The sequence below is a fragment of the Paraburkholderia nemoris genome, from assembly GCF_905221015.1.
Lineage (GTDB): Bacteria > Pseudomonadota > Gammaproteobacteria > Burkholderiales > Burkholderiaceae > Paraburkholderia > Paraburkholderia nemoris.
In genome coordinates, this window is sequence record NZ_CAJNBO010000009.1 from 64,429 (window position 1) to 77,060 (window position 12,632).

General features: G+C 65.2%; 11 protein-coding genes. 3 read left to right on the top strand and 8 right to left on the bottom strand.

Annotation, left to right across the window (positions count from 1 at the left end):
* Positions 1 to 6 precede the first annotated feature (6 nt).
* Complete coding sequence (locus KHO33_RS15685) at positions 7 to 804, bottom strand: glycosyltransferase family 2 protein (RefSeq protein ID WP_054040826.1); 798 nt, start codon at positions 802 to 804, stop codon at positions 7 to 9.
* A 222-nt stretch (positions 805 to 1,026) separates the two neighbouring features.
* Between KHO33_RS15685 and KHO33_RS15690 the strand changes: the two genes are divergently transcribed.
* Entirely contained in the window at positions 1,027 to 2,004 is a 978-nt protein-coding gene (locus KHO33_RS15690; protein WP_054040824.1) for a LysR family transcriptional regulator, read from the top strand.
* A gap of 156 nt (positions 2,005 to 2,160) precedes the next feature.
* On the opposite strand, the gene KHO33_RS15695 is transcribed toward KHO33_RS15690, so the two are convergent.
* The gene (locus KHO33_RS15695) at positions 2,161 to 3,885 is read right to left on the bottom strand and encodes an OmpA family protein (protein WP_200565232.1); all 1,725 of its coding nucleotides are present in this window, start codon (positions 3,883 to 3,885) and stop codon (positions 2,161 to 2,163) included.
* Positions 3,886 to 4,057: 172 nt separating this feature from the next.
* Positions 4,058 to 5,707 carry a GMC family oxidoreductase gene (locus tag KHO33_RS15700; protein ID WP_200565231.1) on the bottom strand — a complete coding sequence of 550 codons (1,650 nt, stop codon included), beginning with the start codon at positions 5,705 to 5,707 and terminating at the stop codon, positions 4,058 to 4,060.
* Between the two features lie 309 nt (positions 5,708 to 6,016).
* On the opposite strand from KHO33_RS15700, the gene KHO33_RS15705 reads away from it, so the two are divergent.
* Positions 6,017 to 7,714 carry an isovaleryl-CoA dehydrogenase gene (locus KHO33_RS15705; RefSeq protein WP_200565230.1) on the top strand — a complete coding sequence of 566 codons (1,698 nt, stop codon included), beginning with the start codon at positions 6,017 to 6,019 and terminating at the stop codon, positions 7,712 to 7,714.
* Between the two features lie 43 nt (positions 7,715 to 7,757).
* The gene (locus KHO33_RS15710) at positions 7,758 to 9,176 is read left to right on the top strand and encodes a coniferyl aldehyde dehydrogenase (RefSeq protein ID WP_054040822.1); all 1,419 of its coding nucleotides are present in this window, start codon (positions 7,758 to 7,760) and stop codon (positions 9,174 to 9,176) included.
* Positions 9,177 to 9,184: 8 nt separating this feature from the next.
* On the opposite strand, the gene KHO33_RS15715 is transcribed toward KHO33_RS15710, so the two are convergent.
* From KHO33_RS15715 to fliE, 5 genes are all read right to left on the bottom strand, one after another.
* Entirely contained in the window at positions 9,185 to 9,553 is a 369-nt protein-coding gene (locus tag KHO33_RS15715; RefSeq protein WP_200565229.1) for an EscU/YscU/HrcU family type III secretion system export apparatus switch protein, read from the bottom strand.
* Positions 9,553 to 10,977, bottom strand: coding sequence for a flagellar hook-length control protein FliK (fliK, locus tag KHO33_RS15720; RefSeq protein WP_200565228.1), 1,425 nt, complete (start codon positions 10,975 to 10,977; stop codon positions 9,553 to 9,555). The genes KHO33_RS15715 and fliK overlap by 1 nt, the downstream gene beginning before the upstream one ends.
* Before the next feature lie 81 nt (positions 10,978 to 11,058).
* Entirely contained in the window at positions 11,059 to 11,385 is a 327-nt protein-coding gene (locus KHO33_RS15725) for a flagellar protein FliT (protein ID WP_093640916.1), read from the bottom strand.
* Positions 11,382 to 11,816: a flagellar export chaperone FliS gene (gene fliS / locus KHO33_RS15730; RefSeq protein ID WP_120297113.1), complete on the bottom strand. Its 435-nt coding sequence runs from the start codon at positions 11,814 to 11,816 to the stop codon at positions 11,382 to 11,384. Before fliS ends, KHO33_RS15725 begins: the two co-directional genes overlap by 4 nt.
* 295 nt (positions 11,817 to 12,111) lie before the next feature.
* Positions 12,112 to 12,447, bottom strand: coding sequence for a flagellar hook-basal body complex protein FliE (gene fliE, locus KHO33_RS15735; RefSeq protein WP_054040819.1), 336 nt, complete (start codon positions 12,445 to 12,447; stop codon positions 12,112 to 12,114).
* Positions 12,448 to 12,632: the final 185 nt, after the last annotated feature.

Consider the following 12,632-nt stretch of genomic DNA (forward strand, 5'->3'; position numbering starts at 1 on the left):
CGGCAATTACGGAGCGTGATTCGGGGGAGCAGAGGCGGCTGGCTCAGCAGCGCCCCTTGCCGCGCGCAATTGCTCGATGCCCGCGCGGGCAGTTTCGAGGAACTGCCTCGAAAACCGGAATGCATCGGCCGTATCGACGGGGTCCGGCGCCTGCATGCCGAGCGCGATGCGGAAATAGCGTTCGGCGTGAATGCCCGCGTGGTAGTGCATGCGCACGCGCTTCACATCATCCATACGCCGGTTGCCGAAAATGTCGCGCAGAGCCCATGAAAACGCGCCGTCTTCGCCACCGATACGGCGGAATGCGTCGTCCATCGGAAAGCCGCCGAGCGCGGCATACGCTGCGCGGCGGATGATCAAGCTGCTCGGCACCGTATTGCTAAGCGTCGCGGCGTGCTGGGCGAAGTTGCCATGGCCGGTGAGTTCGGCCGGAAAATCCGCGTACTCGACGTCGAGCCGCACGGACACTTCATTCGGGTTCTGCGTGAGAAACGCGCTCGCGGCGGCCAGCGCGCCGGGCAGGTACTCGTCGTCGGCGTCGAGGAAGGCAAGCACAGGGTGAGCCGCATGCATCGCGCCCCAGTTGCGCGCGCGAGCGGGGCCGCCGTTGTATGGCATCTGCAGGAGGCACACGCGCGGGTCGCGATGTCCATAGTGTGCGACCAGGTCGGTGGATGCATCTGTCGAGCCGTCGTCCACCACGACGATCTGCGCGGCTTCCGGCTGAATCAGGCAACTTTGGAGCGCACGAGCGAGCGTCGCCGCGCCGTTGTAGCAGGGAATGATGATCGAGATGGGCGTCATGGACTGAAACGGGCGCTGCGGGCCGAACGATAGAGAACCGTCGATGGTAGCCCGCTTCCCGTCAGGTCCATCCTGGAAAAACGGCGTGTGCGACCGCGCCGGTCAACACACTGCACGCAAACGGCACCGACACGAAGCACGCCATCGCGTACCCCGCAACATAAATACGATGACTTACAATCGCTCGGATCATTCCAAATTGGAATTCTGGAGCCTGAGATCGTGGAACTACGAGCGCTGCGGTATTTCGTCGAAGTGGTCCGTCAACAGAGCTTCACCGTCGCCGCCGAGCAGATGTTCGTCACCCAGCCGACCATCAGCAAGATGGTCAAGTCGCTGGAGGACGAAATCGGCTCACCGCTGCTGCTGCGCGACGGGCGCCAGATGGTGCTGACCGACGCCGGCCGGATCGTCTACCAGCGCGGTCAGGACGTGCTGGCCGCGCACGCGCAGTTGCAGGCCGAGCTGAACGACCTGGACACGCTCGGCCGCGGCGAGTTGACTATCGGCATTCCGCCAATGGGCGGCTCGCTGTTCACGCCGGCCATCGCCGCCTTCCGCCAGCGCTACCCGAAAATCGAGCTGAAGCTGTTCGAGCAGGGTTCGCGCGCGATCGAGACCGCGCTGATCCACGGCGAGCTGGAGTTAGGTGGCGTGTTACAACCGGTCGACCCGGAAAACATCGAGGTATTGCCGATGACCCGGCAATTGCTGTGGCTGGTCGCGCGCATCGGCTCGCGCTGGGATGATCTGCATGAAGTGCCGCTCGCCGAGCTCGCCAACGAACCATTCGTGTTCTACGGCGAGAGCCTCGCGCTCAACGATGTCGTGTTGAGCGCGTGCCGCAGCGCCGGCTTTGCGCCGACCATCGTCGGGCGCAGCGGACACTGGGATTTCATGGCGGCGCTGGTGCTGGCCGGCGTCGGAATTGCGCTGCTGCCGGCACCGTACTGCCGGCGACTCGACGCGGCGCAGTTCACCTGCCGCCCCGTGGTGGAACCGGAGATTCCGTGGGAAATGGCAATCGGGTGGCGCCGCAATGGCTATCTGTCGCACGCGGCGCGCGCGTGGCTGGAAGTGGCCCGCGAGACGCTGCCAGGCCAGGCCGGTGACGATTTCATGCTGGGGCCGGGCATCGGCATGACCGGCACCACGGCGCACGTTCAGACACCGCCGCCGCATACGCGGCCAGCCGAATAGCAACATGCCGCCCGGCGCGAACCGGGCGGCATGTCTCCAGGGCACGGCTGACCTCGAAGGCTTGTCTCAAAGCACGACCCCGGAAGCCCATCGCGACGGGTTCATCTCGAAGGTGCATCTCAGAGACTTATCCTCAAGGCTCCCTCAGCCCCATCATTACTGCTGCGCGACAAACTCGATGCGGCGGTTGGCAAAGCGGCCACTCGCCGTGTCGTTGCTCGCGACCGGACTTGCATCGCCATAACCTTGCGCGACCAGCGAATCCGCCGGCACCCCCGTCTTCACGAGATACGCGCGAACCGCTTCGGCGCGCTTCTTCGACAGTTGCAGATTGGCTTGCGCACCGCCGACATTGTCCGAATAGCCGGCCACTTCGAGCTTGGCCGTCTTGCCGTTACGCGCGCAGGCATTCAACACTTGCGCCGACTGGTTCAGATCTTCCAGCGCTGAGGCCGGCACGCGAGCGCCGGCGCTTGCGAAGTTGATCACCTGCAGGTTCAACACCTTGACCACGTCTGCCGTCGCGCACGAGCTGTCCGGCGTGAGGAGGCCCTTGATCGCGCCGCGGAAGTTTTCGGTTGCGTTGGCGACCGCCTGTTCGACGTTGAACGAACCGATCTGATACGAGGCGCCGAACAGCGATTTGAGTTTATCGAGCCAGCCGAGCTTCGCGTTTGCCGCGCTGCCGCTCAGTTCCACGTGCGCGCCAGCCACTTTCACCTCCGCGCCCGGCAATGCCATCAGCGGCAGCAGGCCATCCAGATGAACGAGCCAGTCGGCCTGCTTGGTGTCCTGATCGACGGTGACGTTCGCGACGAAACGGTCAGCACCGAAGCGCTTCGTTAGCGCGTCGATCAGCTCGGTCTTTTCGGCTTCGCTGCCAACCGTGGCCGTGAGCGTCGGTTTGCCGGCGGCGTCGACCTTGAAGCTGAGTTGGCTGTCTGTGGTCGGCGCGGGCGCGGCGGCAGGTTGCTGCGCTTCGCTGGCGGCGCTTGCAGCTACAGCGGCAGGCGTCGAAGCCGAGGCGGCCGAGGCCTCAGCCGATGCGGACGCCGGCTGTGCAGTTGCCGCGGCTCCCACGCTACTGCGCTCGCTGCTTTGTTCGCCTCGTTGCTCGCTCTGGCAACCGCGCAGGAACAGGAAGGCCAGCACCGCAGCGATCGCCGCGAGCAGCCACCACAGCCACTTGCGCGGACGGCGCTCCTCGCGCACCACCGCGTCGGCCGGCACGCGGACGTTCGACAGGGCTTCGGCCACCGGCCTGGCGGCAGGCGTCGGATGGTCGATGTGCGCGGAGACCGCCTTAAGCTGCGACAGAATATTGCCGGTGAACGCACCGAGTCCGCTCAGGCCAAGACCGGCCATCAGACGATCGTTCAGATAGGGGGCAATGGCTGGCAGTTGATGACCCAGCAGCGTCGGCAGTTGACCGACGTTGCCCTGACCTTCGAGAAAATGCCGTTTCAGCAAGCCCAGCAGCGTGGCGCCGACGATACCCGTGATGGCGTGCGTCGCATGCGCCGGCACGCCGGTTTGGGTGGCGACTTCATCGCTGAGGGTATCGACGCGGCGATCGAACGCTCGCTCGAGCAGGTGACGCCCCACACCTTCCAGCTGGCTCACGCCGGTGGTGCTGCCGAGAAGTTGCGGCAACTGCTCGGCGATGTGGCCGTTCACCTCGGGCGAGAGGATCGTTGCGAACAGCGAACGCGCGCCGTCGAGCGTCGCGCCCTTCTGCATCAGGCCGGCGACCAGCGCCGGGCCGGTTGTTGCAAGCACCTTCTGGGTCGCATCCGGCGGCAGCCCGAAGCGGGCCGCCATCTGTCGCACGACACCGTCCGTCAGCGCGGACTGAATCAGCTGAATCACATTGATACTCATCGCTTCGCTTCCTTGATTTCCCGAACGCGCCACCTGACGCGCTCTTTTTCGCGGCGCGATTATAGGTTTGGGGGAATCTCATAAACGAAACGGCACAATTTATGACGAATTGAGCGACGTTAGCTTAAATATTCTTATATTTTCGACCCAAATTAAGAAGATTGCTGCACCTTCAAGCCACCACACCGGTGGCGCCCGTCGACGCCATCACCGGCGCCGTTTGCCCCTCGCGCCAGCTCGCCGCGATCAGTTCGGCCGCGCGCTCGCCGATCATCACAGTCGGCGAATTCGTGTTGCCGCCGATCAGCGTCGGCATCACGGAGGCATCGACGATCCGCAACCCCGTCACGCCGCGCACCCGCAATTGCGGATCGACCACCGATTGCGCATCGCCACCCATCCGGCACGTTGCCACCGGGTGATAGATCGTGTCGGCATGTTCGGCGATGGTTTGGCGCAAGTCCTCCTCGGTCTGGCCGACATGTGTGTACAGCTCCTTGCCGCCATGCAGCGCGAGCGACGGCGCGTCGAGAATGCGCCGCGCCATCTGCGCGCCTTCCACCAGCAGGTCGAGATCGCGCGAGTCGCTGAAAAAACGTGGATCGATTACCGGCGCGGTACGCGCGTCGGCGCTCGCGAGCGTCACCGTGCCGCGGCTATGCGGCCGCAGCACGCACACGTGCAGCGAATAACCATGGCCCCAGTGCATATGACGGTTGTGGTCGTCGACGATCGCCGCGCAGAAATGCAGTTGCAGGTCCGGACGCTCGAGCGTCGGCCGGCTCTTCAGGAAGCCGCCCGCTTCAGCGACATTGCTCGACAGCATGCCCTTCCCATGCCGCATGAAGGTCACGAACTGCGGCAGCATCCGCGCGATGCCGCGAATCGAAAAGCCGGTCGGCTCGATCGACGACACCCGTTTGTTGATCGTGAAGTCGACGTGGTCGATCAGGTTCTGGCCAACCTCGGGCGCATCGTGCAGCACGCCAATGCCGAGCGATTGCAGATGCGCCGCCGGCCCGATGCCCGAGCACATCAGCAGTTGCGGCGAATTGAACGCGCCCGCTGCCAGCACTACTTCGGCACGCGCTTCCAGCGTTTCGGTACGGCCCCCGCGCACGATTTCGACGCCGCTTGCGCGCTTGCCGTCGAAGATCACGCGCAGCACCGTCGCATCGGCGATCGTATGCAGATTGGGGCGTTCGCGGTCGTAGATATAGGCGCGCGCGACACTGCAGCGCCGTCCGTCGCGCTGCGTCACCTGATAGAAGCCGATGCCTTCCTGATCTGCGCCGTTGAAATCGTTGTTCGGTTTGTAGCCGGCCTCGGTCGCGGCCTGCACGAAACGCTTCGAAAACGGATTGCGATAGCGCAGATCGGACACCGTCAGCGGGCCGTTCGCGCCATGCCACGCGTCGGCGCCGCGCTCGTTGCCTTCCGCGCGACGGAAATACGGCAGCACGTCGGCCCACGACCAGCCTTCGCAGCCGAGCTGCGCCCATTCGTCGTAATCGAGCGGATGGCCGCGCGTGTAGATCATCGCGTTGATCGCGCTCGATCCGCCGAAGCCGCGCCCGCGCGGCTGATAGCCCTGGCGTCCGGCGAGCCCCGGCTGGGGCGTCGTCAGATAGCCGTAGTTGGTTTTGAGTTTGTGCGGCACGACGGCCGCTACGCCCACCGGCATGTTCACGAACAGATTGCGGTCCGTATGCGGACCGGCTTCGATCAGGGCAACCGTGGCGTCCGGGCAGCTATCCGCCAGACGGCTCGCGAGCGAGCAGCCGCCTGAGCCCGCACCGACAATGATGTAGTCGTATTGCATCCGCTCCTCCAATTGGGGCCGCGTTGCTTGCGGACCCTGTCTAGTACACACTTGTCTACGTGTGTTTTACCGGCATTGTAGGGAGCGTTCGGTTGCGACGGCGGGTTCGTGTCAGAGCGATCCCTCTAAACGAAAGCCTTCTCGCGACCCTATGATGAAAGACGCGCATGCGCCCGTCAGGCCGCCGCGTAAGGCATTCAAACACGGCGCCCGGCGCGCCGTCCTCAAAGCGTGCGGTACGACACGCCACGATAAAACAGCACAGCGTCGATCCACGATCGGCGTGCATCCGGCGAACGGAGACAGCAGATGGAACGGCACAGTTTCGGCCACACTCACGACGTGACAAATCAGGCGCCTCCGCTCGCGGACTACAACCTGTTTGCGAGCGACGTGGCGTTGTCCGCCGCCCTCGAACGCGACGGCGCCGCGTGGCATCGCGAGGCGCTGCTGCGGCACGGCGCAGCGCTCACCACGCCGGAGACACTCGCGCTTGCCGAACTGGCGAACCGCCACACGCCCGAGCTTGTCACGCACAGCCCGCGCGGCGAACGCATCGACGCGCTCGAATTTCACCCTTCGTGGCACACGCTGCTGTCGCTGTTGCGCCGCGAAGGCCTGCATGCGTTGCCGTTTTCGAACCCGCAGAGCGGCGCCATGGTCGCGCGTTGCGCCGGCTACTTCCTGCACGCGCAACTCGAATCCGGCTCCCTCTGCCCGCTGACGATGACCTTCGCGAGCATCCCGGTACTGCAACGCGAACCCGCGTTGTTCGAGACGCTGCGCGACAAGCTCTACGCCCGTGAACACGATCCACGCGACCTGCCGCTCTCGCAAAAAACCTCGGCGATGATCGGCATGGGTATGACCGAGAAACAAGGCGGCTCGGACGTGCGCAGCAACCAGACCCGTGCCTATGCCACGCGCGGTAGCGGCCGTGGCGCCGAATACCGGCTCGTCGGCCACAAATGGTTTTTCTCTGCGCCGCAGTGCGACGCGCATCTCGTACTCGCCCGCACCGACGATCACGAAGGTCTGTCGTGTTTCTACGTGCCGCGTTTCGCGCCGGACGGCAGCAAGAACGCCGTGCAGATCCAGCGTCTGAAAGACAAGCTCGGCAATCGTTCGAACGCCAGCAGCGAAGTCGAATTCTTCGATGCGTTCGGCATCATGATCGGCGACGAAGGCCGCGGCGTGCCAACCATCATCGAAATGGCGAACTACACGCGGCTCGATTGCGTGATCGGCAGCGCGGCCCTGATGCGTGCGGCGCTGGTGCAGGCTATCCACCATGCACGGCATCGCAGCGCCTTCGGCCGGCAACTGGCCGATCAGCCGCTGATGCGCAATGTGCTCGCCGATCTGGCGGTGGAATCGGAAGCCGCGACGGTGCTGTTCATGCGGCTCGCACGCGCGTTCGAAGCGTCGGCCGATGCGTCGTCGGCTGCGCCCGCCGAGCGTGCGTGGCGCCGGATCGTTACGCCGGCCGCGAAGTACTGGGTCTGCAAGCGCGCGCTGGAATTCACCGGCGAGGCGATGGAAGTGTGGGGCGGCAACGGTTACGTCGAAACCGGTCCGATGGCGCGCTTCTATCGTGAAGCGCCCGTCAATTCGATCTGGGAAGGCTCGGGCAACGTGATGTGCCTCGACGTGCTGCGCGCCATGGAGCGCGAGCCCGAAGCGGCGCAGGCCCTGTTCGCCGCCTGGCAAGCGGATGCGCAAGGGCACCCGGCTCTGAGCGCCGCGCTCGGCAAGCTCGCCTCCACGCTCAACGGGCCCGCCGAACATCGCGAAGCCTCCGCGCGACGGATCGCGCAGCAGATCGTGCTGATCGCGCAAGCTACCTTGCTGGTGAAGTACGCGCCGCCGGAAGTCGCCGATGCCTTCATCGCAACGCGCCTTGCCGACGGCTGCGGCGAGAGCGGCCGCGTGTACGGCACGCTGCCGGCGACGTTCGACCACGCCGCGATCATCGAGCGGGCATTTAACAGCACAACACACCAATAAGCGCGACTCAACGCGCACGTCATCCATCAGGGAGTGGACACACATGAAGAACGATTTGCCAGAAGTCGTCGCGCTCGAAGCGCTGCTACGCGATCAACGCCATGCGTATTTGCGCGCGCCATATCCGTCATGGGAAGCGCGTGCCGGCCATCTGAAAGCGCTGCGCAAAGTCATGCTCGACAACCGCGACGCACTCGCCGCCGCGATGAACGCCGACTTCGGCAATCGCGCGAAACAGGAAGTGCTGCTCGCCGAATTCCTGCTGATCAAGGGTGAGATCGACGCCGCGCTCAGACACGGCAAACGGTGGATGAAAGCGCAACGCCGCAGCACCAACAAATGGCTGATGCCGGCGCGTGCGAAAGTGGTGCCGCAACCACTCGGCGTGGTCGGCATCATCGTGCCGTGGAATTATCCGGTGCTGCTGGCCGTCGGCCCACTGATCAGCGCGCTGACGGCCGGCAACCGCGCCATCATCAAGATGTCGGAGCTGACACCGCGCACCTCGGCGCTATTCGAGCAGCTGATCGGCCAGACCTTCGCGCGCGACCACGTCGCCGTAGTGAACGGCGATGCTGGCTTGGCCGCCGCGTTCAGCGCGCAACCGTTCGACCATCTGCTATTCACCGGCTCGACCAAGGTCGGCCATGAAGTGATGCGCGCCGCCGCCGAACATCTGACACCGGTCACGCTCGAACTGGGCGGCAAGTCGCCGGCCATCATCGGTCAGCATGCGCGCTTCGACAACGCGGTGGATAACCTCGTCGCCGGCAAGACGCTCAACGCGGGTCAGACCTGCGTCGCGCCGGACTATGTGCTGGTGCCGCGTGGCAAGGAGCAGGCGTTCATCGAACGGGCCCGCGCGCGGATGGCGACGATGTACCCCGACTTTGCGCGCAACCTCGACTACACGTCGATCATCTCGGAGCGGCATTTCGCGCGGCTGCAACGTCTCGCGGACGAAGCGCAGGCTGCCGGCGCGCAACTGCACACGCTGACCGACAGCACGCCCGATGAGGCAAGCCGCCGCTTTCCGCTGATCGCCGTCACGAATGCGCCGAACGAAAGCGCACTGATGCAGGAGGAAATCTTCGGCCCGCTGCTGCCGATCGTCCCCTATGACACGCTCGACGATGCGATCGCGTGGATCAACACGCGTCCCCGCCCGCTCGCGCTGTATCTCTACGCCGACGACAGTGCGACCATCGACCGCGTCACACGCGACACCATCGCGGGCGGCATGGCGATCAACGAAACGCTGATGCACCTGGCGTGCGAAAGCCTGCCGTTCGGCGGCGTCGGTGCGAGTGGCATGGGTGCGTATCACGGTTACGAAGGCTTCGTGACCTTCTCGAAGATGAAGCCGGTGCTGACGCAGGCGCGGCTGAACGCGCGCGGATGGATCTCGCCGCCGTACGGCAAGCGGGTGAATGCGCTGCTGAAGCTGATGATGAGGTTTTGACGGGGCACTCAGCGCCTGGACGTCCCACCCGAAGCATCCGCAATATCCGTAGCGACCACATCCGTGACATCCTGCGCGGCGGCGGCGACGCCGCCCTCAGGCGCATGCTCTGCCCCGCTTTCCAGCCGATGCAGCCACGCGAGCAACTCGGCCACCGCCTGATAAAGCTGCGGCGGAATCCGCGTATCGAGATCGACCTGCATCAGTAACGAGACCATTTCCGGCGCCTCGTGCACATACAGGCCGGCTTCCTTGGCGCGCTGCACGATCATCTCGGCCAGCATGCCGTAGCCTTTGGCGATCACGCGTGGCGCGGGATCGTTGCCTTGTGCGTCGTAGACGAGCGCGGCCGCGCTGCGGCGATGTTTGCGGCTCATCACATATCCCAATCGAAATCGTCGACCTGGGTGGCTCCCGGGCGAGCGGCACGCGCCGTGCGGCGCCCCGCCGGCAATTTATCGGTCGCTGCGGCCGCCGCGGCCGCGGCCGCCGAACGCGCATACGCCGACGCCGCTGCCTGCCCGGCCGCCGCAGCAGCAGCACCCGCCGCGGTCGCCGGTATGCCGCCGCCGATCTCGCGAATCGTCAGTCCGTTCAGTTCGATGCCCGCTGCCGCAAGCCGCTGCCGAAAGTTCTCACCTTGCGCCGCCAGCCGCGCCGCACCGGCCGGACTCGCCTGCACGCGCGCAACCAGCCGCATGCCGGTCAGCGTCAAATCTGCATCCACAGTGCCGAGCGTGGGCAGCGACAGCGTCAGCCGCGTACGCCACGGCTGACCGTCCTCGCTCGCCGTGCCGCCGCCGCTGCGGTCCCATTCGTCGCCTTCCTGCTCGATGGTCCAGTCGAGCTTGGCGCCCGGCCACGCTTCGCCGGTCCAGCGAAACTGCCCGGTGGCGAGCAGATCGAGTTGCTGACGCACCAAAGGAACGGTCGCCGGATGAACCGCGGCTGCCATCGATTGCGAGCTTTGCGACGACCCGTCGTCGGCCAGTTGCGCCGCGGCGCTGTGCACGCTCGAGTGCGCCGGCTGGCCATTCAGATCAGACAGCGAACTCGCCAGCACCTCGCCGGCCACGAAGCGCGCGGCCTGCGCGGTCTGGATCGACGGCATCGCGCGGGCTGCCGCATTGCCGTCCGGCGCGCCGTTGGGCGCGGCGCCCATACCCTGGCGGGTGGTCGCATTCGGGGAAGAGGCCTGATCGGCGTCGCTTGCCCAGTCGAGCGGCAATTGCGCGGCGGCCGCCACCAGCTTGTTTTGCGCTTCGGTGGCGAGGGCTGCGGGCGGCCGCTGCCCGGCCAGCCATTGCGCGAGATGGGATTCGTAGAACAGGCCGCTATCGCCCACTGTCTGTTCGAGTGCGGCCGCAAGCGCCGCGACCGGCACCTGAGCCGCCGCCACATTGGCAGTGGCCGCGGTACCGGCGGCACCGGCAGTAGCGGCGGTATTCGGATTGGTAGATGAAGCAGCAGGCGTGGCGGGCGTGTCGAACAGCGAAAAGCCGCCGGCTTCGACATCGAGCGCCGGCGCGGCCGGCCAGATCGGCAACTGGCCGAGCACGGCCGGGGTCGCCTCGCCGCCGGAGTTAACGATCGCATTGAGCGTCAGCGCGACGGCCGAAAGCGCGGTTTGCGCGGAAGCCGGCGCCGGCGTGGGGGGCGCAACGGGGGTGGTATTAAGAATCTCGGTATCGACACCCGCCGCGCCGGTCTGCGAGGCGGTCGCACTACCCGGCGCGAGATTGAGCAGACTGTCGACCCGGTTCGCGAGCAGCGAAGTGACGACCGCGTCGATTCCGTTCATACCGATTCCTTGGTCACATTGGCAGCAACGCGCTCAAATCCAGTCAGGCGGACTCAAGCAACGCCTTGCTCGCGGGCAGACTCAGCGCGCCCCGTACAGTTCCTTGAGCACGCGAGTCGGCCGTCCGGCAAACAGCGCCGACAGATTGGCCATACGCGGATTCGCCAGATCGCGGATCGCAGCGTCGTCGGCCAGAATCTGACGGATCAGCGCGTATTTGCGCAGGCGCTCCGCATCGTCCAGTCTGACCCCGGCTTCCGCGTCTTTCAACGCGTCCACCAGATTCCGATATTCCTCCTGCAAGTGGACCAGATCGTTCCACAGGGCTCGCCGGGCAGCCGTCAGCATGCGGCGGGAAATCGCTGCAATCGCCTCGTAGCGGGCGAAATATTCTGCGTTCGATGTCATCTCATGCTTTCCGCGGCCGGCTGGACTGCCATCCGCGCGATCTCCGGGGCAATCCCGATCCATGCCTCTTCGAGTGTCGCCAGCAGGCCGTCGACTTCGACCAGCATCGCCTCGCTCTGTTTTATATTGGCTTCGAGCAGCCGGCGCGACATATAGCTATATAGCGCGTCCAACCGCTCTGCAATCTCGCCGCCCACCTCAAGGTTCAGCGATAGTTGCAGCCCGCTTTCGACGATCTGAATCGCCTTGCCGATCGCCTCACCACGCGCCGGCACATTGCCTTGCTGCACATGCATGCGCGCTTGCGCGATCGCTTGCCGGGCGCCCTGATACAACATCACGATCAGACGATGCGGACTCGCGCCCATCACCCCTGTCTCGACGCCGACGCGCGCGTACGCATTGGCTCCAGAGTGTCCTGGGGAAAACATCGGCGCTCCTCCTCTCTTCAACTGCGGTTGGTCGCGGCACCCCATCCGTGCACGTTGCCGCACCCGGATTTCTGCCTGTATCTGGTTATCGGATAGGCAGCGGGAAAGCTTTAGGCCACTGTAAGGAGGATTAAGGGGCCGATAGGGGCGATATCGCGCCGAGCGTGGCAGACCCGCCTGCCACGAAGCGCCTCAAGGGCGCGCCGGGCGGGCTGTCCTGCCGTGAAGCCACACAGCGTTGCATCTGGGCGCATGCGTTCGGGCGGGCGGAAAAGCCCTGCCGCCCGAGTCGCACTTACACCGACATCTGCATGATGTCGTTATAGGCCGACACGAGTTTGTTGCGCACCTGCAGGCCGAACTGGAAGCCGATGTTGGCCTTCTGCGAGTCGACCATCACGTCGTTCAGCGAGACATTCGACGCGCCGAGTTCGAACGCCTGCGATTCACCGACCGCCTTGGTCTGATCGCCGCTGATCTTGTCCAACGAGGCCTTCAGCGCCGAGGCGAAACCGCCGGCCGTCGCCGCGCCGGACTGGTTGGCGACCGGGGCGTTGCCGCCGGCCGCTTGCGCCGCCATCGACTGCATCTGTTGCAGCGCCGATGAGAGCGCGTTCACGGGCAAAGTCATGTTCTCTCCAGGGATTGACGACCGGCATGCCATAAACCGCACCGATCTGGACGAAAGCATAGCAGTGGGTCATCAGGGAAAGCCCCGAAACTAGGGGGGAAACCCGGCTCTATTCAAGCAATCGGGTTGAGCCGCGCTGCGGATAATTTCAATGGTGAAAGTCTCTGTCCGCACGCCCGCCGACC

Bases quoted from the DNA above. Each gene is read 5' to 3' on its own strand.
- KHO33_RS15685 (WP_054040826.1), bottom strand. From the start codon at position 804: ATGACGCCCATCTCGATCATCATTCCCTGCTACAACGGCGCGGCGACG.
- KHO33_RS15695 (WP_200565232.1), bottom strand. From the start codon at position 3,885: ATGAGTATCAATGTGATTCAGCTGATTCAGTCCGCGCTGACGGACGGT.
- KHO33_RS15700 (WP_200565231.1), bottom strand. From the start codon at position 5,707: ATGCAATACGACTACATCATTGTCGGTGCGGGCTCAGGCGGCTGCTCG.
- KHO33_RS15705 (WP_200565230.1), top strand. From the start codon at position 6,017: ATGGAACGGCACAGTTTCGGCCACACTCACGACGTGACAAATCAGGCG.
- KHO33_RS15710 (WP_054040822.1), top strand. From the start codon at position 7,758: ATGAAGAACGATTTGCCAGAAGTCGTCGCGCTCGAAGCGCTGCTACGC.
- KHO33_RS15715 (WP_200565229.1), bottom strand. From the start codon at position 9,553: ATGAGCCGCAAACATCGCCGCAGCGCGGCCGCGCTCGTCTACGACGCA.
- fliK (WP_200565228.1), bottom strand. From the start codon at position 10,977: ATGAACGGAATCGACGCGGTCGTCACTTCGCTGCTCGCGAACCGGGTC.
- KHO33_RS15725 (WP_093640916.1), bottom strand. From the start codon at position 11,385: ATGACATCGAACGCAGAATATTTCGCCCGCTACGAGGCGATTGCAGCG.
- fliS (WP_120297113.1), bottom strand. From the start codon at position 11,816: ATGTTTTCCCCAGGACACTCTGGAGCCAATGCGTACGCGCGCGTCGGC.
- fliE (WP_054040819.1), bottom strand. From the start codon at position 12,447: ATGACTTTGCCCGTGAACGCGCTCTCATCGGCGCTGCAACAGATGCAG.